Genomic DNA, 25,346 nt, shown 5'->3' with positions numbered 1-25,346 from the left:
CGCGCCGTATTCCTCGCCTCCGGTCCGGTGACGTATTCGACGAGGTGCGCGGCGAGGCGTTCGGTCGCGCTGCGGGCGGGCGGTCCCGCCGAGCCCCGCCCCACCACGTCACGCCACGGCACACCCCACCACGTCACGCTGCACCCCGTCGGGGCCACACCACGGCTGCCCTGCACCCGGTCGCCGACAGCGGCGCCGCAAACGTCCGGTTCCGCACCGAGCCGCGGCCCGAAACCGCCTCAACTCCCGTTATTCAACTGCGTGTTAGCCCAATCGCCTGCACAGTCTCGCTGTGCTCGGCCCGCTCCTCATCCGGGTCACCGTGGCCCCGACCGCCACTGTGGCTCCAGCCATCACCGTGACTCCAGCCATCACCCCGGCCGCAGCCACCCCGGAGCCCCGGCTATCACTGAGACTCCGCAGCTGGCACCACCGGCAGTCCCGCCGCTCGCCATGCCTGGAAGCCGCCGATCAGATCGGTGGCCCGGGTCAGGCCCAAATGGCGCAGCGAGACGGCCGCCAGGCTCGACGCGTAGCCCTCGTTGCAGACCACCACGACCGCGAGTCCGTGATGCGTCGCCTCCGGGGCGCGGTGGTCGCCCGTCGGGTCGAGTCGCCATTCCAGCTCGTTGCGTTCCACGATCAGCGCCCCGGGGATCGTGCCGTCGCGCTCGCGCAGCGCCGCGTAGCGGATGTCCACCAGGAGCCCGCCGGCCTCCTGGACCGCGGCGGCCTCCCGGGCGTCCACCCGGTCCAGTTCCCTCCGGGCCCGTTCCAGCAGTTCGTCGACGGCGCTCACTGCCACTCCTCCGGGCGCTCGACCTCTTCGAGCCGCAGCACCGCGCCGGTGCGGCTGTAGCGGCGCATCAGCGGCAGCGGCGGGTAGTAGGCGTGCACCGACACCGCGTGGGTGTCCGGGGAGGCGTTGAGCACCTGGTGGACATGGTGCGGGCCGAAGGCCCGGCCGCGTCCTTCGGCGAGCTTGCGCTGCCGGTCCACACCATCGGCGAGTTCCAGGGTTTTCCAGCCCTCGGTGGGGAGTTGGGCGGCGAGCGACTGCTCCGTCAGCTCGCCCGCGGCGGCCGCGAAGGCGCCGCGCGAGCCGCCGTGATCGTGCCAGCCGGTGCCCGTACCGGGCGGCCAGCCGATCAGCCACGCCTCGCTGCCGCCCGGCCCGTCCAGCCGGATCCAGGTACGGCCTTCGGGGTCGAGCGGGAGTGCGGCGATGAGCGTGGTGTCCGCGGCGGTGCGCCGGGCGAAGTCGAGGAGTTCGGACGCGCTGGGGCCGCTGTCACGGCCGGCGGCGGGCGGGTGCGCAGGGGTACGAACGTCGGGCACGGAAACCGTCCTGGTGATCGCGAAGAGGCGCGGCCGCCAGGAGGAGGCGAAGGGCCGCGCGGGAAAGGAGCTGTGGATCAGGAGGACGGACGACACATGCAGCCCGCATAGCGGACGAGGTCCAGATGGACCCTCCGCCAGAATCGCGAGCCGTGATCAGTCACCTTCGGAGTGAAGCACGGGGGTTCCCGCAGGGTCAACCACGCGCCATCCGGGACACCGACGGCTTTCCCCAGGCCCTGCCCAGCCATTCCCGGTCCCCTCCCTGATCTTCCCCGGCCTTCCCCACTCCCTCCCCGGCTTTCCCCCGACCTTGCTCCGGTCTTCCCCCGACCTCGCTCCGGACTCTTTCCGACATCGTCCAGCCACAGTGCCCGGCCGCCCACAGGGTCCAGCCACAGTGCATGGCCGCCCGCAGCGTCCAGCCACAGTCAGGGCACCTGCGGCCCCGAGGCCATGCCCGACCCACCCGATGCAACCGACCCACCTGACGCACCCGCTCCGGTACCGGCCCCCGGCTCACCGCCCACCCCGGCCCCGCCCGCACCGCCAGCCACCCCGACGTCCCCAGCCACCCCGACATCCCCAACCACCCCGTCACTCCCGCCCACCCCACCTGAAGCCCCGGCATCGGCGGATGCCTGGCGGTCCGCGGCCGCACCCTTCCCGCCCGCGCTCCGCCCGTACGCACCGCCCCGTACCGCCTCCGCGCAGGCGTGCAGTTCGGCCGGGCGGACGCCGGGCAGCGCGGTGACCAGGTGGCCGTCGGGGCGTACGAGCAGGACGGTGTGCGCCGCCGCGCCCGGATAGGACTCGGCCACCAGGACCTCGGCGTCCATCGGCAGCGCTTCGGCCGCGCCGGTCAGCTGCGGCATCAGGCCCGCCGACCGCCAGTGCCGCCGGTCCCAGACACCGGTGCCCGGTGCCACCAGCAGCACCAGGAGGCCCTGTCCCAGCCGGTCGCGCAGCCGGGTCACCGATCCGTCGGCCGCGGTCACCGGTACGTCCGCGACCGGCGCCCCGGGGAGCGTGCCCACCGGCGCACCGGCGGTCTGCCCGGCGGGCGGTGCGAGCGGCGAGCGGGCGTACACGGGCGGTGCGCCCAGCGGGCCGCGCCCCAGATACCCGTCCGTCAGCATCGCGGTGCGCCCGCGTACCGCCCCCGGGAGCGCGGTCCGCCAGCGGGCCGCGCCGCCCTCCCGCAGCAGCGGCAGCGCCCGGTCCGCGGCGCGCAGCCGGGCCGCGACGGCGCCGCGGCGTTCGGACTGGTAGCTGTCCAACAGCGCCTCGGGGGCGCCCTGATGCCAGGCCAGGGCCAGCTTCCAGGCGAGGTTCTCGGCGTCCCGCAGCCCCTCGTCCAGGCCCTGGGTGCCGAGCGCGCCCACCAGATGCGCGGCGTCCCCGGCGAGGAAGGCGCGGCCCTGCCGCCAGCGCCGCGCCAGCCGGTGGTGGACGGTGTGCACCCCGGTGTCGAGGAGTTCGTACGGCGGGACCGGGCGGCCGGCGCCGCGCCCCGGCCGCCCGGTGCCGGTCCCGTCGCCCGGGTCCGGCAGCGCGTCGACGGCCCAGCCCGCCAGGGTGTCGCGGATCCGGGCCACCAGGGCGTCCGGCGTCACCAGCTCGCGTCCGGGCGGCAGCAGCCAGTCCAGCCGCCAGACGCCGTCGGGCAGCGGGCGGGCGCAGACCTCGCCGCCGTGCCGGGACGGCGAACGGTGCAGCAGCGCCTCGCCGGGCCACGGGAGCTCGGCGCGCAGCGCGGCGACCGCATGCCGCTCGACGGCCGTACGGCCCGGGAAACGGATGTCCAGCAGCTTGCGGACCGTCGAGCGCGGGCCGTCGCAGCCGACCAGGTAACTCCCGCGCCACCACGTGCCGTTGGGGCCGCGGGTGTGCGCGCTGACCCCGTGCTCGTCCTGCTCCAGCTCGGCCAGCCGGCCGCCGGTGACGATCCGGGCCAGCTCCTCGCGGGTCAGCGCGGCGCGCAGGGCGCGGGTCAGCGCGTGCTGGGGGAGGTGGAGCGGGGACGCGGCGGCGCCGGGCTCGAACACGACGTGCTCCAGCAGGCGCCGACGGCGCACCGTGCGCCAGCCGCTCCAGTGGGTGCCGGCGCTCTCCAGGACACCGCCGCAGCCCAGCCGGCCGACGAATCCCGCGGTGTCCTGGCGGAGCACGGCGGTACGGGCCGGCCGGGTGTCCTCCGTGCCCGGGGTCTCGTCCAGGAGGATGGACGGGACGCCCCGCCGGGCGAGCGCGAGGGCGAGCGAGAGGCCGACCGGACCGGCCCCGACGACGATCACCGGGTCCACGGCGTCGCTCCCCGGTCCCGGTGGTGCGAAGAGGCGGTGCGGGAACTGGCAGTTGGAGCCCGGTGCGTGATCACACAGCGTATGCAACCCACTGCGGCCCCTCGCGTCAAGTGACCGAGGCGGCGGCACCGGTGCCGCCGCCTCGGCAGGATATGCCGTCGCGTCAGTTCTGCCGGCCGGCGGGTCCGCCGGGAACCGGGTCGGCGACCTCCAGGGCGTCGGCGGCCGTGACCGGCTCGCCCGCCCCGGCCACGTCGATACCGGTCTTGGCCCGGCGGCCGCGCCGCTCGATCCAGTTGGCGAGGGCGGAGAGCAGCAGACACATCGCGACGTAGATCGCACCGCCGACGATGATCATCGGCACGTACGGGTTCTCCTCGTTGACGGTGATGTTGCCCGCCATCTGCCGGATCGCGAAGAGCAGTTCCTGGTACGTGATCACATAGCCGAGCGAGGTGTCCTTGAGGGTCACCACCAGCTGGCTGATGATCGTCGGCAGCATCGACCGCACCGCCTGCGGCACCAGCACCGTCAGCATCACCTGCGCCTTGCGCATGCCGAGTGCGTACGCGGCCTCGCTCTGGCCCTTGGGCACCGCGTTGATGCCCGCGCGCAGCACCTCGGCCTGCACCGAGCCGTTGTAGACGGTCAGGCCGATGACCAGCGCCCAGAACTGGGTGCCCTCACCGGAGAAGCCCAGCGTGCCCCGGTTGGCGAGGAAGAGCACCCACAGCACATAGATGGTGATCAGCAGGGGGACGGCGCGGAACAGCTCGATGAAACCGGTGGCGAACCAGCGGACCGGCTTGTGGTCCGAGAGTCGCCCGACGGCGAGCAGCACGCCGAGCACCAGGGACAGCACCGCCCCCACCGCGAACGCCTGAAGCGTCATCAGCACGCCGTCGCGGATGTTGGTCCGCACCCCGGCGTTGTTGAAGATGTTCCACATCTCCGGCGCGAACTGGCCCTTGTCGTTCAGCCGGAGCACGACGAAGACCAGGGCACCGAGCACGGCCAGCGAGCCGGCGACGGTGTAGATCCGGTTGCGGACGCGGGTCTTGGGGCCGGGTGCGTCGTAGAGGACACTGCTGCTGCTCATCGGGCCACCTCCAGGCGGCGCTCCAGCAGCCGGAAGAGGCCGCTGATGGCGAAGGTGATGATCAAGTACGCGAGGGCGATCCACAGGAAGATCCAGCCGATCGCGAAGCCTCGGTCGCTGAGCAGCTTGGAGATGTTGAACAACTCGGTGTTGCTGAACGCGCCGGCGACCGCGGAGTTCTTGGTGAGCGCGATGAAGATGCTGCTCAGCGGCGGGACCACGGTCCGGGTGGCCTGCGGCAGGATGATCAGCCGCAGGGTCTGGAGGAAGGTCATCCCGATGCTGCGGGCCGCCTCCGCCTGGCCGAGCGGCACGGTGTTGATGCCCGAGCGCACCGCCTCGCAGACGAAGGACGAGGTGTAGAAACCGAGCGCCAGAGTGGCGAGCATGAACGGGCTGGTGCCCGGAAACAGGATCTGCGGGACCACGAAGAACGCGACCAGGAAGAGCAGGGTCAGCGGGGTGTTGCGCAGCAGCATCACCCAGCCGGTCCCGAAGGCGCGCAGCGGGGGTATGGGGGAGACCCGGAAGCCGGCTATCAGGATGCCCAGGACGAGGGCGAGCGCCGCGCTGGCCGCGGTGATCGACAAGGTTCCGAGGAACCCGTCGCGGAACTCGGGGAGATGATCGAGGAGTACGTTCATGGGTTCTCCGCGGTAGCGGTCAGGTCAGCGGCGGACAGGGCAGGCGGCACCACGCCCCGCACTCCCGCCACGGCGGGCGTACGGGGCGTACCGGCGTGGCGGTGGCCAGGGGCGCCCGGTGGGGGCGCGGGGCGGTGCGGCGGTGCGGGAGCCGGGGCTCTCACGGCCGCGCCGACGGGCGTCAGTTACGCGGCAGCGGCGTCTCCGGCGCGACGTAGGCCGAGCCCGACTTGCCGAGCGTGCCCTCGTACGCCTTCTTGTAGTCGCCGTTCTTGATGTGCTTCTCCAGGGACGCGGTGACCGCGTCCCGCAGCACCTTGTCGTTCTTGTTCATGCCGACGCCGTACGGCTCCTTGGTGAAGGGCTTGCCGACGACCTTGAGCTTGCTCGAACGCTCGGCGGCGAACCCCTTGAGGATCGCGTCGTCGGTGGTGACGGCGTCGACCTGGCCGTCGAGCAGCGACTTGACGCAGTCCGAGTACTTCGACAACTCGGTGGTCTCGGCACCGTACTTCGGCTTCTTGATCTCGGAGAGCGGCGTGGAGCCGACGATCGAGCAGACCTTCTTGCCCTTGAGGGCGGTCGGGCCGGTGATGGCGTTGTCGTCCCTGCGCACCAGGAGGTCCGCGCCGGCCGTGTAGTACGGGCCCGCGAAGCCGACGCGCTGCTTGCGCTCGTCGTTGATGGTGTACGTGCCGACGTAGAAATCGACCAGACCCTCGGAGATCGACGTCTCGCGGATGTTGGAGTCGACGGTCTTGAAGGTGATCTGCTGCTCGGAGAAGCCGAGGTCGGCGGCGACCATCTTGGCGATTTCGATGTCGAAACCGGTCCGCTTGCCGTCGGTGTCCTGGAAACCGAGGAAGGGCTGGTCGGCCTTGGCGCCGACGACGATCTTCTTGCGCTCCTGGGCCTTCTTGAGCACCGGCGAATTCAGCGTCACATTCTTGGCGACGGTGTATTCGCCGCTGAAGACCTTCGCCGCCGTGTCCTTGTCGCCGGCGGTACCCGCCTCGCCGCCGCATGCGGTCGCCGTCGCCGTCAGCGCGAGCACCATCGCACCCGCCGCAGCAGTTTTACGAATCCTCATGGTGAACATCCTTTGGTTCCACAGGTGTTGGAAATCATCGTGGCCCAACTGCGGTCTCAGTGATGAAGGATTTTCGACAGGAAATCCTTCGCCCGGTCACTGCGCGGGTTGTTGAAGAACTGGTTCGGCTCGGCCTCTTCGATGATGCGGCCGTCCGCCATGAAGACGACCCGGTTCGCGGCCGAGCGGGCGAAGCCCATCTCGTGGGTGACCACGACCATCGTCATCCCGTCCCGGGCGAGCTGCTGCATGACCTCCAGCACCTCGTTGATCATCTCCGGGTCCAGCGCGGACGTCGGCTCGTCGAACAGCATCACCTTCGGGTCCATCGCCAGCGCGCGGGCTATCGCCACACGCTGCTGCTGGCCGCCGGAGAGCTGCGCCGGGTACTTGTCGGCCTGGGTGCCGACGCCCACCCGGTCCAGCAGGTCGCGGGCCTTCTTCGAGGCGGCCGCCCGGTCCGTCTTGCGGACCTTGATCTGCCCCAGCATCACGTTTTCGAGCACCGTCTTGTGCGCGAAGAGGTTGAAGGACTGGAAGACCATGCCCACGTCGGCGCGGAGCCGTGCCAGCTCCCGCCCCTCCTGCGGCAACGGTTTGCCGTCGATGCTGATGCTGCCGGTGTCGACGGTCTCCAGTCGGTTGATCGTGCGGCAGAGCGTCGACTTGCCGGACCCCGAGGGCCCGATCACGACGACGACCTCGCCGCGGTGGATCGTCAGGTCGATGTCCTGGAGCACGTGCAGCGCGCCGAAGTGCTTGTTCACGTTGTCCAGCACGACCAGCTGGTCTCCCGCCGGCGCGGGACCGTCGGCGTTCTCGGTCACCGATACTTCGCTCATCGGCGTGTAGCTCCGTCCTCCTCGATTGGGGAGGACCCTAGTAACGGCCCGCGACCAGCGTCATCACATCTGAGCGGAAATTGAGCATAACGATCCGGCCGCAAAGGGACAGTCCGCGTGAAGGGGACGCGACGCCACGGAATCGTGCGACGGACGCGCCGCGGGCGTACCGGCTGGGTAACGGATGGCGGTCCGGAGGCGACCGCCCCTTGACGCGCGCACCACCTATCGCCGTAGATGCCCTGTGGCCGTACACACAGCCGGCCGCCACATCCGACCCATCCGTACCCCGCACCAGCCCTGCGCACGCACCCCAGGAGGAGGCCGATGAGACTGCTGCTCGTCGAGGACGACGACCATGTCGCCGCGGCCCTGTCCGCGGTGCTGGCCCGGCACGGCTTCGCGGTCGTCCATGCGCGCAGCGGCCAGGAGGCCCTCCGGGCGCTGCTCCCCGATACCGCCGAGCCCTTCGCCGTGGTGCTGCTCGACCTCGGCCTGCCCGACCAGGACGGCTTCGAGGTGTGCGGCCGGATCCGCCGGATGTGCGCCGTCCCGGTCATCATGGTCACCGCGCGGGCCGATGTGCGCTCCCGCATCCACGGCCTCAACCTCGGCGCCGACGACTATGTCGTCAAGCCGTACGACACCGGGGAGCTGCTGGCCCGCATCCACGCGGTGAGCCGGCGCAATGCGCCCGGCGGCGAGCAGTCCGCCGAGGAGAGCGCCGCCGAGGACGCGCTGCGGCTCGGCGCGGTCACCGTCGAACTGCCCACCCGCCAGGTCTCCGTGAACGGCACCGCGGTCCCGCTCACCCGCAAGGAGTTCGATCTGCTGGCGCTCCTCGCCCAGCGCCCCGGTGTGGTCTTCCGCCGGGAGCAGATCATCAGCGAGGTGTGGCGTACGAGCTGGGAGGGGACCGGCCGGACCCTGGAGGTGCACATCGCCTCGCTCCGCGCCAAGCTGCGCATGCCCGCGCTGATCGAGACGGTGCGCGGGGTCGGCTACCGCCTCGTCGCCCCCGCGGCCGGCGCCCCGTCCGCCGCCCGGCCGCTGCCGCCCCCGCGGCCGTCCGCCTGACGGCCGCCGCGAGCACGTGCGCACCCGACTCCTGCCGCTCCTCATCGTCCTCATGGCCGGTGTACTGCTCGCGCTCGGCATACCGCTCGGCGTCATCACGGCCGGTCTCGAACAGCAGCGGGTGGTCGTCGACCGGATCGACGACGCCGCGCGGTTCGCCTCCCTCGCCCAGTTCGTCACCGCCCGCCCCACCGCCGACGCCGACGGCAAGAGCGCGGAGGAGGACGAGCGGCTGGCCACCCTCCGCGCCGAACTCCGGCGCTACCACGCCCTCTACGGCATCCGCGTCGGCGTCTTCTACCGCGACCGCACCCCGATGGCGGCGGCCCCCACGGGCCTGCCGGTCCCGGACGGGGGCGAAGGCGCCGGCGCCTTCAACGAGGCACTGGCCGGCCGCCGCAGCCACGACCCGCAGCAGATCTGGCCCTGGGACCGCGACGGCCGGATCCCGGTCGCCTCACCGGTCATCCGCGACGGTGACGTGGTCGCCGTCGTCGTCACCGACTCGCCCACCGGCCGGATGCGGGCGCACGTCCTGGACAGCTGGCTGCTGATCGCGGCGGGCGAGGCCGCGGCCATGCTGCTCGCCGTCGGCGCGGCCATCCGCCTGACCGGCTGGGTGCTGCGGCCCGTGCGGGTGCTGGACGCGGCCAGCCACGACATCGCCACCGGCCGGCTGAAGTCCCGGGTCGCGGCCACCGCGGGCCCGCCCGAACTGCGGCGGCTGGCCCGCTCGTTCAACGAGATGGCCGACAACGTCGAGGACGTCCTGGAACAGCAGCGCGCCTTCGTCGCCGACGCCTCCCACCAACTGCGCAACCCGCTCTCTGCGCTGCTGCTGCGGATCGAGCTGCTCGCCCTCGAACTCCCCGACGGCAACGAGGAGATCGCCTCGGTCCGCACGGAGGGCAAACGCCTGGCCCGCGTCCTGGACGACCTCCTCGACCTGGCGCTGGCCGAACACGCCCCGGCCGACCTCCAGCTCACCGACGTCGCGGCGCTCGCCGCCGAGCGGGTCGACTCCTGGCGCCCGCTCGCCGACGAGCGGGGGGTCCGGCTGACGTACGCGGGGCACCGCGCCGTCACCGGCTGGGCCGACCCGGTCGCGCTCTCCAGCGCACTGGACGCCGTCGTCGACAACGCGCTGAAGTTCACCCCGCGTGGCGAACCGGTCACCGTGAACGTGGCGCCGGCCGGTGAACGCGTCCGCATCACCGTCACCGACCGCGGTCCGGGGCTGAGTGAGGACGAGCTCGCCCGGATCGGCGACCGCTTCTGGCGCAGCGGCCACCACCAGAACGTCTCCGGCTCCGGCCTGGGCCTGTCGATCACCCGCGCGCTGCTCGCCGCGGGCGGCGCCGCCATCGCCTACGCACCGCACCGCCCGCACGGTCTGCGGGTCACCGTCACCGTGCCGCGCAGCGCGCCCTGAGCCCGGCCCCACCGGGCCGCCGGAGCGTTTGCACACGGCGGGCCGGGTCTGTGCTATCGTGAACGTCGTTGCAGTTGTGGTACCCATGAACTTCGTGTGCGCCTGGAGGCTTGTAGCCCCGGGCGTTCATTGTTTTCCGGACCTTTTCCGGTGTGGGGCAATCATCTCGGCGACGTGGAGTCCGCGAGGTGCGGTCTCCGGTTTGCCCCATGAAGGAGAAAAAAATGGCTACTGGCACCGTGAAGTGGTTCAACGCGGAAAAGGGCTTCGGCTTCATCGAGCAGGACGGCGGCGGCCCCGACGTCTTCGCCCACTACTCGAACATCCAGGCTCAGGGCTTCCGTGAGCTCCAGGAGGGCCAGCAGGTCTCGTTCGACGTGACCCAGGGCCCCAAGGGCCCGCAGGCGGAGAACATCGTCCCCGCCTGACGCACCGCGTCCCGTGAAGGGGGCTCGCACCGGTTCGCCGGTGTGAGCCCCCTTCCGTGTGTGCGGGGGCGACGTTTTGGGCGGATCGCGCGGTCGTCTCTCCTCGGGCATCGGCCGGCGGGCCGGCGCCGGCCCGCCGTGCTCCGGGTCTGCGGCAGGCAGGCGGGTCTCAGGGCTTCTCCGACACGTAGTAGCGCCGGGCCCCTTCGTGCAGGGCCAGCGGGTCGGTGAACACCGCCGTCCGCAGATCCACCTTCTGCGCGGCGTGCACCGCGCGCCCGATCCCGTCCCGGCTCCTGATGAGGGCCCGGGTGACGCCCTCGGTCAGCGCGGCGTCCTCCCCGTCCATCGTCACCAGCAGATTCGCCACCGCGATCGTCTTCACCGCCTGCCCGTCCTGGACCCGCGGATAGGCGTCGGCCGGCATCACCGCCGCCCGGTAGTAGCGGGTGCGCTCGCCCTGCCGGTGCAGCGGTTCGACCAGATCGCCGAGCTGCACCAGGCGCACCGGGAACCGCTTCGCCAGCTGCTGCAACGCGCCGGTCGGCAGCCCGCCCGACCAGAAGAACGCGTCCAGTCGGCCGTGCTCCAGCAGCCCCGGCATCCGGTCGATACCGGCCCGCACCGGTTCGACGTCCCGGTCGAAGTCCAGCCCGGCGGCCTCCAGCAGCCGCCGGGTGATCAGCTGGACGCCGGAGCCGTCCGTACCCACCCCGACCCGCAGCCCCCGCAGCTCCTTGGCCGAGCGGACGGTGGACCCCTTGGGCACCACCAGCTGCAAGTAGTCGTCATACAGCCGCGCGCAGGCCCGCAGCCGGTCCGCGCCCGGTTCGCCCTGCATCTGGTACGTCGCGACCGCGTCCGCCGTTGCAATGGTGAACTCCGCGCGTCCGGAGGTCAGTTGGCGCAGGTTGTCGATGGAGCCCTCGCTGCGCGTCAGCCGCAGATCCACCCCCGGCATATCGCTGGACAGATCCTGCTTGAGCAGTTCCCCGTAGCGCGCGTACACACCGGTGGGCACCCCCGTCGCCAGCGTCACCCGCCCGCCCGGGGACGGTGCGCCGCCCATCGACAGCAGCCACCACAGCAGGAGTCCGAGCGCGATCAGTGCCGCGATCGCCGCGCGGAGAGCCCGGCAGCCGATGCGGGGGAGTGCTGTGACCATGGGCGGGATCCTGCCAGTACCGGGCCGCGAAGGGGAGGGGCGAGGGCGGGCGGGCGTCGGTACTCCCGGTGCCGAGCCGGCGGCCATGGCGTCACTTCTCGCCGGGGACGGGCGGGCGGCCCCGGGTCCGTCCGCGCCCGTCAGCAGTCATGGCCCGGACAGCTGGTGCGGTCAGCGGGCCGGCTCCGCCGCGTCGGAGGAGGGGCCGGGACGGGCGGCGGTGGTCACCGCGGTGGCGTTGGCGGCGACGATCACCGCGATGGCCAGCCAGGAGAGGTGGTCCAGGCGCTGGTCCAGCACCACGGTGCCGACCAGGGCGGCCAGTACCGGGTTGACGCTCATGAAGATCCCGAAGAAGTGGGCGGGAACGCGGCGCAGCGCGAGCAGGTCGGCCAGGAAGGGCACTGCGGAGGAGAGCACCCCGGCGGTGAGCGCACAGACCAGGGCGGTGGGGGTGGGCGGCCGGTGCCACAGCACCAGTGCGCCGGCCGGCAGGTACAGCAGACCGGAGACGGCCGCGGCGGCGGCCGGACCCTGTACCCCGGGCAGACGGGCGCCCACGGTGCGGTTGAGCAGGATGTAGCAGCCCCAGCAGGCCGCCGCCAGCAGTGCCAGGCCGATGCCCAGGTAGTCGGTGCTCGGCCGCGGGCGGGTGAGGACGACGACGGCCGCGGCGGCGGCGAGCGCACAGCCCAGATCCCTACGGCGGCGGGAGCCGGCCAGGGCGACGGTCAGCGGGCCGAGGAACTCCAGCGTGACCGCGAGGCCGAGCCCGATCCGCTCGATCGCCGTGTACAGCGACAGGTTCATGGCGGCGAACACCACGGCCAGCCCCAGCACCGGGCGCCACTGCGCGGCGGTGAACGACCACAGACGCGGCCGGCCGGCGCTCAGCAGCACCACCGCGGCCACCCACTGGCGCACCGCCACCACCCCGACCGGTCCGATCACCGGGAAGGCGAGCGCGGCCACCGCCGCTCCGACCTGGTTGGACAGGCCGCTCCCCACCATCAGCGCCGTCCCGGCCCACCGGTGCGCGGGCGCCTGCGGCCCCGGCGTTCCGGCCGTGTCCCCGGCGGCCGTCCCTTGAGCGCGTATCGACATGCCGGGACTCTTTACCGTCGGCACGTATGCGCAAAATGCATCCGCAGCGCCATCTATACGCTGGAGTCATGGACGGACACGGGGATCTGGAACTGCGGCATCTGCGCTGCCTGGTCGCGATCGTCGACACCGGCAGCTTCACCGACGCCGCGATCGAACTGGGCGTCTCCCAGGCCGCGGTCTCCCGCGCCCTGATCGCACTGGAGAAGATCCTCGGTGTGCGGCTGCTGCACCGCACCAGCCGCACCGTCGCCCCGACCACCGCCGGTGTACAGGTCCTCGCCCGTGCTCGCCTCCTGCTCACCGAGGCGGACAACCTGGTGCGCGAGGCCGCCACCGGCCACACCCGGCTGCGCATCGGCCACGCCTGGTCCGCGATGGGCCGCCACACCGCGGAGTTCCAGCGCCGCTGGCACCAGCGCCACCCCGGTATCGCGCTCCACCTGATCCGCCGCAACACCTCCACCGGCGGCCTCGCCGAGGGCCTGTGCGATCTCGCCGTCGTCCGCACCCCCATCGACCTGCGCCGGTACGCCCACGCCCGCGTCGGCTCGGAGCGCCGCTACGTAGCCATGGCCGCGGACGATCCCTGGGCCCGGCGCCGCAGCGTCCGGCTCGACGAGATCCGCGACCGCACCCTCGTCGTCGACCGCCGCACCGGCACCACCACCGCGCACCTGTGGCCCGAGGACCGGCGCCCGGCCCTGGAGTACACCCAGGACATCGACGACTGGCTCGCCGCCATCGCCACCGGCCGCTGTGTCGGCGTCACCCCGCACGCCACCGTCACCCAGTACCGCCGCGACGGCATCGCCTACCGTCCGCTGCGCGACGCGGACCCCGTCCCCGTCCACCTCATCTGGCGCCGTCACGACCCGCACCCCGCCACCCACGCCGCGGTCGCCCTCCTCACCGACCTCTACCGCGAAGAGACCTGAACCGGCCGGCGCGCCAGGACCGCGGCGAGGGGCGGACCGGCATGGTGGCGCGCCTTCGGCATCCCCTTACCCTTGAGCGGTGACCAGCAGCAAAGACCTGACCGGAGAGATGGCAGCCGTGGGCGTTACTCGAAGCTACGAGATCCGCACCTACGGGTGCCAGATGAACGTCCATGACTCCGAGCGGCTGTCGGGCCTGCTGGAGGACGCCGGCTACGTCCGCGCGCCCAAGGGTGCCGACGGCGCCGATGTCGTCGTCTTCAACACCTGCGCGGTGCGGGAGAACGCCGACAACCGGCTCTACGGCAACCTCGGCCAGCTCGCCCCGCAGAAGGCCGCGCGGCCGGGCATGCAGATCGCCGTCGGCGGCTGCCTCGCCCAGAAGGACCGCGACACCATCGTCAAGAAGGCCCCCTGGGTCGACGTGGTCTTCGGGACGCACAACATCGGGAAGCTGCCGGTGCTGCTGGAGCGTGCCCGCGTCCTGGAAGAGGCACAGGTCGAGATCGCCGAGTCCCTGGAGGCGTTCCCCTCGACCCTGCCCACCCGCCGCGAGAGCGCGTACGCGGCATGGGTGTCCATCTCTGTGGGCTGCAACAACACCTGCACCTTCTGCATCGTGCCCGCGCTGCGCGGCAAGGAGAAGGACCGCCGCCCCGGCGACATCCTCGCCGAGATCGAGGCGCTGGTCGCCGAGGGCGTCAGCGAGATCACCCTGCTCGGCCAGAACGTCAACGCCTACGGCTCCGACATCGGCGACCGCGAGGCGTTCAGCAAACTGCTGCGCGCCTGCGGCGGTATCGAGGGCCTGGAGCGGGTCCGCTTCACCTCCCCGCACCCCCGCGACTTCACCGACGACGTGATCGCCGCGATGGCCGAGACCCCGAACGTCATGCCGCAGCTGCACATGCCGCTCCAGTCCGGTTCGGACACCGTCCTCAAGGCGATGCGCCGCTCCTACCGGCAGGAGCGCTACCTCGGCATCATCGAGAAGGTGCGCGCCGCGATGCCGGACGCCGCCATCTCCACCGACATCATCGTCGGCTTCCCGGGCGAGACCGACGAGGACTTCGAGCAGACCCTGCACACCGTCCGCGCGTCCCGTTTCGCGCAGGCGTTCACCTTCCAGTACTCCAAGCGCCCCGGGACCCCGGCGGCCGACATGGCGGACCAGATCCCCAAGGCCGTCGTCCAGGAGCGCTACGAGCGGCTGGCCGCGCTCCAGGAGGAGATCTCCTGGGAGGAGAACAAGAAGCAGGTCGGCCGCACTCTGGAGGTGCTGGTGGCCGAGGGCGAGGGCCGCAAGGACGATGCGACCCGCCGGCTGTCCGGCCGCGCCCCCGACAACCGCCTGGTGCACTTCACCCGCCCCGACGAGCCGGTCCGCCCCGGCGACATGGTGACCGTGGAGATCACCTACGCCGCCCCGCACCACCTCCTGGCCGAGGGTCCCACCCGCACCGTCCGCCGCACCCGCGCCGGCGACGCCTGGGAGAAGCGCACCGCCGCCCCGGCGGAACGACCCAAGGGCGTCCTGCTGGGACTGCCGACCGTCGGCGCCCCGGCCCCTTCGCCCGACCCGGCACCGGCCTGCGGGCGCGACTGACGCGCTCGGACGCGCTCGGGGGAGGCCGACGGGCGCGAGGGGGACCGTCCGTCGCCACCCGGGGCGGTACGAGTTCCGGAGCGCCGGCGGGGCCGGACGGCTCTCCCGGCGCTCCCCGCATGGCCGGGAACGTCACCGAACCCTCCTGCGGCCCGGGGCCGCCTTGCTAGGGTTCCGGCCATGCTCGTCGCCGCCGCCATCTGCCCCTGTCCGCCGCTGCTCGTGCCCGAGGTCGCCGCGGGCGCCGCGCCCGAGCTGGACGCCTTGCGGGCCGCCTGTCTGGACGCGGTCGGGGTGCTGGCGGCGGCCCGACCCGACCGGCTCGTCGTGCTCGGCCCCGCGGAGCAGGCGGGCCGCGGCCCGCACCCGCAGGGCGCGACCGGGTCCTTCCGCGGGTTCGGCGTGGACCTGGAACTGCGGCTGGGCCCCGAGGGCCCCGACTCCGAACGGGAACTCCCGCCGTCGCTCTCCGTCGGCGCCTGGCTGCTGGCCCGTACGGACTGGGCCGACGCCCCGGTGGAGGGGCTGGGCGTCGGCGAACCGCTGCCCCGTGACCGCTGCCTGCCGGTGGGCCGGGAGATCGCAGCCTCCGCGGCCCGGGTGGCGCTGCTGGTGATGGGCGACGGCAGCGCCTGCCGGACGGTCAAGGCGCCGGGGTACTTCGACGAGCGGGCCGAGGCGTTCGACGCCGCGGTGGCCCGCGCCCTGGGCGGCGCCGACACCGACGCGCTGACCGCCCTCGACGAGGAACTGGCCGCCGGCCTCAAGGCATCGGGCCGGGCCTGCTGGCAGGTCCTGGCCGGCGCGGCCCAGGGCGCGGGTCTGCGCGGACAACTGCTGCGCGAGGAGGCACCGTACGGCGTGGGCTACTTCGTCGCCGCCTGGTCGTAGCACCGCGCCCACCGGCGGGCGCGGTGCCGGGCCGGCCCCGTACCCGTCCGCACATGGCAGCGGCCGCGAGGCGCAGCGTCAGCGCCTCGCGGCCGTCGTGGTGTCCCGCGAAACCATGGGTGGCGGCTGCGCCGGTACCAGGGGTACCAGGGACCGCTCGGAGCCTCAGAAGGGCCCGCCCTCGCGTCTCTTCTCCGCGCTGTCCGCGGATCCCGCACCCGGTGGCTGACCGGCGCTCCCGGACAGCCGCCCGAGGGCGTCCTTGGCCTTGTCCGTGCCCGTCCGGATCTGGCTGCTGTACTTGCCCTTGGTCTTCTCGTCGACCGTCCTGGCGGCCTTCTCCAGCCCGGATCCGATCTTGTCCCCGTGCTGCTGCGCGAGGTCACCGGCCTTGTCCTTGAGGAGGCCGGCCGTGGTCTTGAGATTGTCCATCAGGCCCATGGGCCACCTTCCTTCTCCGTGGGAACCGGCGCCGGATCCCCCGCCGGACCACCGCGGTCCGGCCGCCGGACTACTGGCGGGCGCTCTCGCCGGCGTCGCTGTCCGCCGCGGCCCCCGCGGACTGCTGCCGGGGAATCCCGGCGCCCTCGGTAGCCTCGGCCGCGCGCTGTCCGTCGTCACCGGCTGTGCTGTCGGCCGCGCCGGTGGCTGCGCCGACGGCGGCGTCACCGCTCGCGGCGCCGGCCCGGTCGCCGGACGCCGCGGGCTGCGGTGCGGTGGCGGGCTCCCCGGTCTCGCCTGTCGGCTCGGCCGGTTCCGCCGTCACGGTCGCGGCGGCCGTCTCCTCGGCCGAAGCCTCGGACTTACGGCGTCGAAAACGTGAAAAAACGCCCATAACTGCTCCTACCTTACGTGTGCGGGCGAGATCCTGCGCCGCCCGGAGCGCACCCATTGCGCTGCCCGCGGGCGCCGGTTGCAGGTACCGGCACTCGGGACCTCGAACAGGCAACGACCTCATCCGTCCCCCGTCACGTCGCTCGTTCGGGAGTGGCGCGCGATGTTTGCGAGACTGACGGGGTGAACATCGCCGTTCCCGCTCCGCGGGTCATCGCCGTCGTCGGCCCCACCGCGGCCGGAAAATCCGACCTTGGCGTCGCGCTCGCCCGGCATCTGGGCGGCGAGGTCATCAACGCCGACTCCATGCAGCTCTATCGGGGAATGGACATCGGCACCGCCAAACTGACGCCCCAGGAACAGCAGGGGGTCCCGCACCACCTCCTGGACATCTGGGACGTGACACGGGCGGCGAACGTCGCCGAGTACCAGAAACTGGCGCGCGCGCAGATCGACCGGCTGCTCGCCGAGGGCCGCACCCCGGTCCTCGTCGGCGGCTCCGGCCTCTACGTACGCGGCGCCCTCGACGCCCTCGACTTCCCCGGCACCGACCCGGCCGTCCGCGCCCGCCTGGAGGCCGAACTGGCCGAGCACGGCAGTGGCGCCCTGCACGCCCGGCTGGCCGCCGCCGACCCGGCCGCCGCACACGCGATCCTGGCCGGCAACGGCCGCCGCATCGTGCGGGCCCTGGAGGTCATCGAGATCACCGGCCGCCCGTTCACCGCGCACCTGCCCGGCCACGAAGCGGTCTACGACACCCTCCAGATCGGCGTAGACGTCGCGCGCCCCGAACTCGACGAGCGGATCGCGCGGCGGGTGGACCGCATGTGGGACGCCGGGCTCGTCGACGAGGTGCGCCGGCTGGCGGCCGAGGGGCTGCGCGAGGGCCGTACCGCCTCCCGGGCGCTCGGCTACCAGCAGGTGCTGGCGCAGCTGGCGGGGGAGTGCACCGAGCAGCAGGCGCGCGACGAAACGGTGCGTGCCACCAAGCGGTTCGCCCGCCGCCAGGACTCCTGGTTCCGCCGGGATCCGCGGGTCCACTGGCTCAGCGGCGCGGCCGACCGGCAGGCGGAACTGCCGCGGTGCGCGCTGGCGTTGCTCGAACGACCGGTCACAGCCTGATCACGTCATGGCATCGGGACGCTCCGCCCGCCGTCCGGCCCCCTGCGGACATGTCATCATCAACCTCGATCGAGGCGTGCAGTCGCAGTGGGGAGGGCGCGTGGCAATGGCAGCCGGCCCTCGCAACAAAGCACAGCAACCGGACCGGAACGGCCCCGGAACGGCGCCGCTGAACGCGGACGGCCCGGACACCGGCGACGGTGCGACCGCCTCCGGCGAGCGCGTCCCGGCGGCCGACCCGGCCGCCCTGACGGCCCCGGACCGCGCCGCCCTGGACGACTCGGACCGCCCCGGCGCCGAGACCGGGCAGGACCCCGGCGGCGGCGAGTCCTTCCGGGAGCTCCGCCCGCCGCGCCGGCTGCGCCTGTGGCAGCTCGCGCCGATCGTCGTGCTCGCCGCCCTCGGCTCGCTGATGTTCGCCTTCCCCCTCGCCTTCGAGTTCGGTGACGGCGGCGCGGTGATCGCGATGCTCGGCCTGCTGCTCTGCTGCTGCGCCGCGGGCTCGGGCATGATGGCCGCCCGCCACGTCGGCCACACCTGGCCCGGTCTGCCGGTCCGCGGCTCCGGCCGACGCGCGGGCTGGCGCGTCATCCTGATCTACACCGCGGTGGTCGCCGTCCTCGCCGCGCTCGCCATCTGGCGCGTCGCCCGGCTGCGCTGAGCGGCCCGGCCGCGCGGTGCACCCCGGTACCCCCGTACGATCCAGGGGTGAGCACCGCGCAGCGCATCGCCTTCCTCAAGGGCCACGGCACCGAGAACGACTTCGTGATCGTTCCCGACCCGGACGGCCGCCTGGACCTGCCCGCGGCCGCGGTCGCCCGGATCTGCGACCGGCGGGCCGGCGTCGGCGGCGACGGCCTGCTGCGCGTCGTACGGTCCGCGGCGCACCCCGAGGCGCGCGCGTCGGCCGACGAGGCCGAGTGGTTCATGGACTACCGCAACGGCGACGGTTCGATCGCCGAGATGTGCGGCAACGGCGTCCGCGTCTTCGCCCGCTATCTGCTGTACGCCGGGCTGGCCGAGGCGGGCGATCTCGCCATCGCCACCCGGGCCGGCGTCCGGCGCGTCCGCCTCGACAGGAGCGGCGACGTCACCGTCTCGATGGGCCGCGCCGAACTCCCCGAGGAGAGCGTCGTGGTCACCCTGGACGGTCGCAGCTGGCCGGCCCGCAATGTGAACATGGGCAATCCGCACGCCGTCGCGTTCGTCGAGGACCTGGCGCACGCGGGCGAGCTGCGCGGCGTACCGCCGTACAGCCCGGCGGCGGTCTACCCCGACGGTGTGAACATCGAGTTCGTCGTCGACCGCGGCCCGCGCCATGTGGCGATGCGGGTGCACGAGCGCGGCTCGGGCGAGACCCGCTCCTGCGGTACCGGCGCCTGCGCGGTCGCCGTCGCCACCGCCCGCCGGGACGGCGCGGACCCCGCACGGACCGGAACCCCCGTCACGTACACCGTCGATGTGCTCGGCGGCAGCCTGTCGATCACCGAGCTGCCGGACGGCACGGTCGAGATGACCGGCCCCGCCGTGATCGTCGCCGAGGGCGACTTCGACCCCGACTGGCTGGCCGCCGCGCTCGCCTGACGGGACACGGGCCCCGTCGCGGGATTCGCTCGAATAGGTGATCCGTTTCACGCTGGGCGGGAGGCGTCCAGTGGTGCGTGATGGGCTCGGTAGCATCAAGCACCGGCCCGGACGTCCGACTGACGGCGGCCAACCGCCGGTCGACGCCGCCGGAGGTGCCCATGAGCGCAGAGGCCACGAACCCAGGTAGTCCCGGAGCGGCGGGGCGCCGGCGCGGCCGCCCCCGGCTGGAGTTGCGGGGGCTGCGCCGCATCGGGCGCGCCGCGCTGCTGGGCCCGGCGCCGCGCGACGGCCTCCCGGACGCCCTGGAACACGTCGCCAAGGTGCACCGCGACCATCACCCGGACGCCGACCTGGACATCCTGGCCAAGGCGTACGCGCGGGCCGAGTCCTCGCACCGCGGCCAGCTGCGCAAGAGCGGTGAGCCGTACATCACCCACCCGCTGGCGGTCACCCTCATCCTCGCCCAACTGGGCGCGGAGACCACGACGTTGACCGCCTCCCTCCTGCACGACACCGTCGAGGACACGGAGGTGACCCTCGACCAGGTGCGCGCGGAGTTCGGCGCCGAGGTCTGCTATCTCGTCGACGGCGTGACGAAGCTGGAGAAGGTCGACTACGGCGCGGCCGCCGAACCGGAGACCTTCCGCAAGATGCTGGTCGCCACCGGCGACGACGTCCGGGTGATGTCCATCAAGCTCGCCGACCGGCTGCACAACATGCGCACCCTCGGCGTGATGCGCCCCGACAAGCAGATCCGGATCGCCAAGGTGACCCGGGACGTGCTGATCCCGCTCGCCGAACGCCTCGGCGTACAGGCCCTCAAGAGCGAGCTGGAGGACCTGGTCTTCGCGATCCTGCGCCCGGAGGAGTACGCCGCCGCCCGCCGCCTGGTACGCGAGTGCGCGGCGCGGCCCGATCCGCTCGCCGCCATGGCGCAACGGGTGCGCACGACCCTGGAGGAGGCCCGGATCGACGCCGAAGTCCTCGTCCGGCCGCGGCACTTCGTCTCCGTGCACCGCGTCCGGCTCCGGCGCGGCGAGGTCACCGGCGCGGACCTGGGGCGGCTGCTCGTCCTGGTCGCCGAGGACGCCGACTGCTACGCGGTCCTCGGCGAGCTGCACACCTGCTTCACCCCCGTCGTCTCCGAGTTCAAGGACTTCATCGCGGTCCCCAAGTTCAACCTCTACCAATCGCTGCACACCGCCGTCACCGCCGAGGACGGGAAGATCGCCGAGACACTGATCCGCACCCACCAGATGCACCGGGTCGCGGAGGCCGGGGTGGTCGCCCTGGGCAATCCGTACGCCCCCACCGACGGCGCCGACGCCCCCGACGGCGAGCGGGCCGACCCGACCCGCCCCGGCTGGCTCTCCCGGCTGCTGGACTGGCAGCGCACCACCCCCGATCCGGACGCGTTCTGGACCTCGCTCCGCGCCGACCTGGCCCAGGAGGGGGAGATCACGGTCTGCTGCGCGGACGGTACCTCCGACGGCGCCGCGGACGGCCCGTCCACCGGCACGGGCCGCGTCATCGGCCTGCCCGCCGGGGCGAGTTGTGTGGACGCCGCCTACGCGCTGCACGGCGAGGCGGCGCACTGCTGCATCGGCGCCCGCGTCAACGGCCGCCTGGCCACGCTCGCCACCGTCCTGCGCGACGGCGACAGCCTGCATCTGCTGATGGCCCCGGACTCCGCGGCCGGCCCCTCGCCCGAATGGCTCGACCACGCCCGTACGCCCGCCGCCCGGCTCGCCATCTCCCGGTGGCTGTCGGCGCCCGCGCACGTCCCGGCCGCCGCCACGCCCGCCCCGGCGGGGACCGCGCCTGCCGGCCCCGCGGGACCCGCTCCGGCCGGGCGGGACGGCACGGCCCCCCGCGGCCCCGCCGACGTCCTCGCGGTGGCGGATCTGCCCGGTGCGGCGGTCCGGCTGGCGGGCTGCTGCACCCCGGTGCCGCCGGACTCCGTCACCGGCTTCGCCGTACGGGGCGGCACGGTCACCGTGCACCGCGCCCTGTGCCCCGTGGTCGCACGGATGGCGGCGACCGGCCGGCAGCCGGTCGGGGTGCACTGGCGGGGTGCGGACGAAACCGGCCACGGCTGCCGGGTGACCCTCCTCGCCGAGGCGTTCAGCAGGCCGCACCTCTTGGCGGACCTCACCGAGGCGATCGCCGCCCAGGGCGCCGCCGTGGTGTCGGCCGCCGTCGAACCCCCGCACGAACAGCGGGTACGGCACACCTACACCCTGCACCTGCCCGACGCCGCCGCGCTGCCCTCCCTGATGCGGGCGATGCGCCAAGTGCCGGGCGTCTTCGACGTGTTGCGGGCGGGGCGCGCCAGGCCGGCCGCGGCGGCGCACGGGTAGCCCGCCCCGGGCCGCGGGCGTAAGCCGGACGCCGCAACCGCCGCCCGTTCGGGTGCCGTACTGCCGCGCCACCCGCCCGGGGGCGGGCCGCGCTGATAGCGGTAACCCATGCCGTCTCCCTTGCGCCGGCCGTCCCACGGCCTCGTCCGCCCCGTCCGCCCCGCCCGTGACCTGCCCCGTGTCCCACGCGGCCGGATCCCGTCGCGGGCCGGCCGCCGTGCCGCCGCCCTCGGGCTGGCAGCGGTCGCCACGCTCACCGCGGCCGCGCCCCCGGCCACCGGCTCGCACGGCATCGGCGACCGCGTCTTCCCCACGCTCGGCAACAACGGCTACCACGTCTCCTCCTACGACATCGCGCTGGACTACTCCGGCCGCAACGACAGCCCGCTGTCCGCCGTCACCCGGATCACCGCCCGCACCACCGCCGACCTCGACCGCCTTGACCTCGACTACGCCGGCGGCACCGTCCACTCCGTCCAGGTGGACGGCGTACCGGCCGCCTACTCGCGCAGCGGCGAGCACCTCGTGGTCGACCTGCCCCTGCCCGCCACGTCGGGCCGGCAGCTGCGAATCGTCGTCCGGCACCTCAGCAACCCGGCCGGCACGAGCGACGGCGGCTGGATCCGCACCACCGACGGGCTGGCGATGGCCAACCAGGCCGACGCCGCACACCGCGTCTTCCCCTGCAACGACCACCCCTCCGACAAGGCGTACTTCACCTTCCACGTCACCGCGCCCCGCGCACTGACGGTCGTCGCCAACGGCGTGCCGCTCGGCCGCGACGACCGCGACACGCGCCGCACCTGGACCTACCGCACCGCGCACCCCATGGCCACCGAACTGGCGCAGGTCTCCATCGGAAAGTCCGCCGTCCTGCCGCGCAGCGGACCGCACGGTCTGCCGATGCGCGACGTGGTCCCGGAAGCCGACCGCGCCACCCTCTCGCCGTGGGCCGCCAAGACCCCGGACCAGCTCGCCTGGATGGAGCGCAAGGTCGGCCGGTTCCCCTTCGAGACGTACGGGGTGCTCATCGCGGACGCCAAGACCGGGTTCGAGCTGGAGACCCAGACCCTCTCGCTGTTCGAGAAGCGGCTCTTCACGACCGCCGGGCTGCCCGCCTGGTACGTCGAGTCCGTCATGGTGCACGAACTCTCCCACCAGTGGTTCGGCGACAGCGTCAGCCCGCGGCGCTGGTCCGACGCCTGGCTCAACGAAGCCCACGCCACCTGGTACGAGGCCCTCTACGCGCAGGAGCGGAGCAAGGGCAAGGCACCCCTGGAGGCCCGGATGCGCCGGGCGTACCAGTGGTCGGACGGCTGGCGCGCCAGCGGCGGGCCGCCCGCGCTGCCCAAGCCGGCCGACCCCGGCAAGAAGACCAGCATCTTCCGCCCCGTCCTCTACGACGGCAGCGCCCTGGTCCTGTACGCCCTGCGGGAGAAGATCGGCCAGGCCGCCTTCGACCGCCTCGAACGCGCCTGGGTGGACCACCACCGCGACGGCGTGGCCGGCACCGGCGACTTCATCGCACTGGCGTCCCGGATCTCCGGGCAGCGCGTCGGCGGCTTCCTCGGGTCCTGGCTGTACGGCGCGAAGACCCCGCCGATGCCCGGCCACCCCGACTGGAAGAGCGCGACGGGCACCAAGAGCACGGCGGCCGCCCGAGGACGCGCCCGACAGGCCGGAAAATCCGCGTGACGCCCCCCACCCTCCGTGCGACCATCGACGGGCGACGCCGACGGGCCCGGGAATCTCCGGGGCGGCTCGGACGTTGTCACCACCGACAGTCCCACCGGGACCGGCAGGTCCCCACGAGGACTTCCCAACGACACAAAGGATCAAATGACCTCCTCTTCTTCCCTTCCGCAGGACCGCCAGCGCCTCCCCGAGAGCCGTCGGGCCGACGCCCTGATGGAAGAGGACGTCGCCTGGAGCCACGAGATCGACGGGGAGCGTGACGGCGACCAGTACGACCGTTCGGCGCGCGCGGCGCTGCGCCGCGTCGCGGGCCTCTCCACCGAGCTGGAGGACGTCACCGAGGTCGAGTACCGCCAGCTGCGCCTGGAGCGCGTGGTGCTCGTCGGCGTGTGGACCTCCGGGACGGTGCAGGACGCGGAGAACTCCCTCGCCGAGCTCGCCGCGCTGGCCGAGACCGCCGGCGCCCTCGTGCTCGACGGCCTCGTCCAGCGCCGCGACAAGCCCGACCCGGCCACCTACATCGGCTCCGGCAAGGCCCTGGAGCTGCGCGACATCGTCCTCGAATCCGGGGCGGACACCGTGGTGTGCGACGGTGAGCTCTCCCCGGGCCAGCTGATCCACCTGGAGGACGTCGTCAAGGTCAAGGTGGTCGACAGGACCGCCCTGATCCTCGACATCTTCGCCCAGCACGCCAAGTCCCGGGAGGGCAAGGCACAGGTCTCCCTGGCGCAGATGCAGTACATGCTGCCCAGGCTCCGCGGCTGGGGCCAGTCGCTCTCCCGCCAGATGGGCGGCGGCGGATCCAGCGGCGGTGGCGGCATGGCCACCCGCGGTCCCGGTGAGACCAAGATCGAGACGGACCGGCGGCGGATCCGCGAGAAGATGGCGAAGATGCGCCGGGAGATCGCGGAGATGAAGACCGGCCGGGACATCAAGCGCCAGGAACGCCGGCGCAACAAGGTCCCCTCGGTCGCCATCGCCGGATACACCAACGCCGGCAAGTCCTCGCTGCTCAACCGCCTCACCGGCGCCGGCGTCCTGGTGGAGAACGCCCTGTTCGCCACCCTGGACCCCACCGTCCGCCGCGCCGAGACGCCCAGCGGGCGGCTCTACACCCTCGCCGACACCGTCGGCTTCGTCCGGCATCTGCCGCACCACCTCGTCGAGGCGTTCCGCTCCACGATGGAGGAGGTCGGCGACTCCGACCTCATCCTGCACGTGGTCGACGGCTCGCACCCGGTGCCGGAGGAGCAGCTCGCCGCCGTGCGCCAGGTCATCCGCGACGTGGGCGCGACGGACGTGCCCGAGATCGTGGTCGTCAACAAGGCCGACGCCGCCGACCCGCTGGTGCTGCAGCGCCTGCTGCGCCAGGAGAAGCACGCCCTCGTGGTCTCGGCCCGCACCGGCCAGGGCATCACGGAGCTGCTGGAACTGCTCGACGCGGAACTGCCGCGCCCCGAGGTGGAGATCGACGTGCTGGTGCCCTACACCCACGGCGCCCTGGTCTCGCGGGCACACGCCGAGGGCGAGGTCATCTCCGAGGAGCACACCGCCGACGGCACGGTCCTCAAGGCACGGGTGCACGAAGAGCTGGCCGCCGAGTTCCAGCGGTTCGTACCGGCCGCCTGACACGGCGCGCGGCGCGGCCGCGTACGACGGCGGAAGCAAGACGGAGGCCCGCCCCGGGAGTCTTAGGTTCTAGTGGTCGTCGCAACACCCCAGTTCAGGGGATGCGATGGACTTTCAGATCCGGAGGGTTCGAAGCCCTCAGGGGCCGAAGAAGCTCTC

The 25,346-nt window shown here is 73.0% G+C and carries 24 protein-coding genes; 12 read left to right on the top strand and 12 right to left on the bottom strand.

All coding sequences use genetic code 11. The features are described 5' to 3' along the window. Positions 1-406: 406 nt before the first annotated feature. The 8 genes from IH09_RS31510 to IH09_RS31480 all read right to left on the bottom strand — a co-directional run bounded on the left by IH09_RS31510 (position 407) and on the right by IH09_RS31480 (position 7,319). On the bottom strand, positions 407-799 hold the full coding sequence (locus IH09_RS31510; RefSeq protein WP_052860955.1) for a rhodanese-like domain-containing protein: 393 nt from the start codon (positions 797-799) through the stop codon (positions 407-409). After that, positions 796-1,338 carry a cupin domain-containing protein gene (locus IH09_RS31505; protein WP_052860986.1) on the bottom strand — a complete coding sequence of 181 codons (543 nt, stop codon included), beginning with the start codon at positions 1,336-1,338 and terminating at the stop codon, positions 796-798. The genes IH09_RS31510 and IH09_RS31505 overlap by 4 nt, the downstream gene beginning before the upstream one ends. 77 nt (positions 1,339-1,415) lie before the next feature. Next, on the bottom strand, positions 1,416-1,589 hold the full coding sequence (locus IH09_RS40345) for a putative leader peptide (RefSeq protein WP_318279611.1): 174 nt from the start codon (positions 1,587-1,589) through the stop codon (positions 1,416-1,418). A 180-nt stretch (positions 1,590-1,769) separates the two neighbouring features. After that, positions 1,770-3,644, bottom strand: a complete 1,875-nt coding sequence (locus IH09_RS31500) for an FAD-dependent monooxygenase (RefSeq protein ID WP_110952704.1) — start codon at positions 3,642-3,644, stop codon at positions 1,770-1,772. A gap of 163 nt (positions 3,645-3,807) precedes the next feature. After that, positions 3,808-4,743, bottom strand: a complete 936-nt coding sequence (locus tag IH09_RS31495; RefSeq protein WP_052860954.1) for an amino acid ABC transporter permease — start codon at positions 4,741-4,743, stop codon at positions 3,808-3,810. Then, positions 4,740-5,387 (bottom strand): amino acid ABC transporter permease, encoded by a 648-nt coding sequence (locus IH09_RS31490; protein ID WP_052860953.1) that lies wholly within the window; start codon positions 5,385-5,387, stop codon positions 4,740-4,742. Before IH09_RS31490 ends, IH09_RS31495 begins: the two co-directional genes overlap by 4 nt. A 181-nt stretch (positions 5,388-5,568) precedes the next feature. Next, positions 5,569-6,477 (bottom strand): glutamate ABC transporter substrate-binding protein, encoded by a 909-nt coding sequence (locus IH09_RS31485; protein WP_052860985.1) that lies wholly within the window; start codon positions 6,475-6,477, stop codon positions 5,569-5,571. A 56-nt stretch (positions 6,478-6,533) separates the two neighbouring features. After that, entirely contained in the window at positions 6,534-7,319 is a 786-nt protein-coding gene (locus IH09_RS31480; protein ID WP_052860952.1) for an amino acid ABC transporter ATP-binding protein, read from the bottom strand. A 327-nt stretch (positions 7,320-7,646) separates the two neighbouring features. Here IH09_RS31480 and IH09_RS31475 point away from each other — a divergent pair, with 327 nt between their 5' ends. The 3 genes from IH09_RS31475 (at position 7,647) to IH09_RS31465 (ending at position 10,256) form a co-directional block, all read left to right on the top strand. After that, positions 7,647-8,396 carry a response regulator transcription factor gene (locus IH09_RS31475; protein WP_052860951.1) on the top strand — a complete coding sequence of 250 codons (750 nt, stop codon included), beginning with the start codon at positions 7,647-7,649 and terminating at the stop codon, positions 8,394-8,396. Positions 8,397-8,412: 16 nt separating this feature from the next. After that, a complete protein-coding gene (locus tag IH09_RS31470) occupies positions 8,413-9,828 on the top strand; it encodes a sensor histidine kinase (RefSeq protein ID WP_052860950.1) in 1,416 nt (471 codons plus the stop codon). 224 nt (positions 9,829-10,052) lie between these two features. Next, complete coding sequence (locus IH09_RS31465) at positions 10,053-10,256, top strand: cold-shock protein (protein ID WP_052860949.1); 204 nt, start codon at positions 10,053-10,055, stop codon at positions 10,254-10,256. Positions 10,257-10,425: 169 nt separating this feature from the next. Here the strand turns inward: IH09_RS31465 and IH09_RS31460 are convergent, their stop codons facing one another. Then, positions 10,426-11,421: a TAXI family TRAP transporter solute-binding subunit gene (locus IH09_RS31460; protein WP_052860948.1), complete on the bottom strand. Its 996-nt coding sequence runs from the start codon at positions 11,419-11,421 to the stop codon at positions 10,426-10,428. A gap of 171 nt (positions 11,422-11,592) precedes the next feature. Continuing rightward, the gene (locus IH09_RS31455) at positions 11,593-12,525 is read right to left on the bottom strand and encodes an EamA family transporter (protein ID WP_094792045.1); all 933 of its coding nucleotides are present in this window, start codon (positions 12,523-12,525) and stop codon (positions 11,593-11,595) included. A 68-nt stretch (positions 12,526-12,593) separates the two neighbouring features. On the opposite strand from IH09_RS31455, the gene IH09_RS31450 reads away from it, so the two are divergent. The 3 genes from IH09_RS31450 (at position 12,594) to IH09_RS31440 (ending at position 15,960) form a co-directional block, all read left to right on the top strand. Beyond that, on the top strand, positions 12,594-13,463 hold the full coding sequence (locus IH09_RS31450; RefSeq protein WP_052860946.1) for a LysR family transcriptional regulator: 870 nt from the start codon (positions 12,594-12,596) through the stop codon (positions 13,461-13,463). Positions 13,464-13,572: 109 nt separating this feature from the next. Continuing rightward, complete coding sequence (miaB, locus tag IH09_RS31445) at positions 13,573-15,069, top strand: tRNA (N6-isopentenyl adenosine(37)-C2)-methylthiotransferase MiaB (protein WP_172450859.1); 1,497 nt, start codon at positions 13,573-13,575, stop codon at positions 15,067-15,069. A 180-nt stretch (positions 15,070-15,249) separates the two neighbouring features. Next, positions 15,250-15,960 (top strand): class III extradiol dioxygenase subunit B-like domain-containing protein, encoded by a 711-nt coding sequence (locus tag IH09_RS31440; RefSeq protein ID WP_052860945.1) that lies wholly within the window; start codon positions 15,250-15,252, stop codon positions 15,958-15,960. 165 nt (positions 15,961-16,125) lie between these two features. Here the strand turns inward: IH09_RS31440 and IH09_RS31435 are convergent, their stop codons facing one another. Together IH09_RS31435 and IH09_RS31430 are read right to left on the bottom strand one after the other, a co-directional pair. Continuing rightward, the gene (locus IH09_RS31435) at positions 16,126-16,401 is read right to left on the bottom strand and encodes an antitoxin (RefSeq protein WP_052860944.1); all 276 of its coding nucleotides are present in this window, start codon (positions 16,399-16,401) and stop codon (positions 16,126-16,128) included. A gap of 70 nt (positions 16,402-16,471) precedes the next feature. After that, positions 16,472-16,795, bottom strand: coding sequence for a hypothetical protein (locus IH09_RS31430; RefSeq protein ID WP_094792046.1), 324 nt, complete (start codon positions 16,793-16,795; stop codon positions 16,472-16,474). 182 nt (positions 16,796-16,977) lie between these two features. Here IH09_RS31430 and miaA point away from each other — a divergent pair, with 182 nt between their 5' ends. The 6 genes from miaA to hflX all read left to right on the top strand — a co-directional run bounded on the left by miaA (position 16,978) and on the right by hflX (position 25,187). Further along, positions 16,978-17,916 (top strand): tRNA (adenosine(37)-N6)-dimethylallyltransferase MiaA, encoded by a 939-nt coding sequence (miaA, locus tag IH09_RS31425; protein ID WP_052860942.1) that lies wholly within the window; start codon positions 16,978-16,980, stop codon positions 17,914-17,916. A gap of 106 nt (positions 17,917-18,022) precedes the next feature. Further along, positions 18,023-18,577 (top strand): hypothetical protein, encoded by a 555-nt coding sequence (locus tag IH09_RS31420; RefSeq protein WP_052860941.1) that lies wholly within the window; start codon positions 18,023-18,025, stop codon positions 18,575-18,577. A 47-nt stretch (positions 18,578-18,624) separates the two neighbouring features. Then, the gene (gene dapF, locus IH09_RS31415) at positions 18,625-19,500 is read left to right on the top strand and encodes a diaminopimelate epimerase (protein ID WP_052860940.1); all 876 of its coding nucleotides are present in this window, start codon (positions 18,625-18,627) and stop codon (positions 19,498-19,500) included. A gap of 161 nt (positions 19,501-19,661) precedes the next feature. Then, the gene (locus IH09_RS31410; protein WP_052860939.1) at positions 19,662-21,863 is read left to right on the top strand and encodes a RelA/SpoT family protein; all 2,202 of its coding nucleotides are present in this window, start codon (positions 19,662-19,664) and stop codon (positions 21,861-21,863) included. 108 nt (positions 21,864-21,971) lie between these two features. After that, the gene (locus IH09_RS31405) at positions 21,972-23,558 is read left to right on the top strand and encodes a M1 family metallopeptidase (protein WP_110952703.1); all 1,587 of its coding nucleotides are present in this window, start codon (positions 21,972-21,974) and stop codon (positions 23,556-23,558) included. Between the two features lie 144 nt (positions 23,559-23,702). Further along, a complete protein-coding gene (hflX, locus tag IH09_RS31400) occupies positions 23,703-25,187 on the top strand; it encodes a GTPase HflX (protein ID WP_052860938.1) in 1,485 nt (494 codons plus the stop codon). The last annotated feature ends 159 nt before the right edge of the window (positions 25,188-25,346 follow it).

This window comes from Streptomyces celluloflavus (assembly GCA_000720995.1).
Taxonomy (GTDB): domain Bacteria; phylum Actinomycetota; class Actinomycetes; order Streptomycetales; family Streptomycetaceae; genus Streptomyces; species Streptomyces celluloflavus.
The sequence above is the reverse complement of the archived record's forward strand: the minus strand, read 5'-3'. Positions and strand labels throughout refer to the sequence as shown.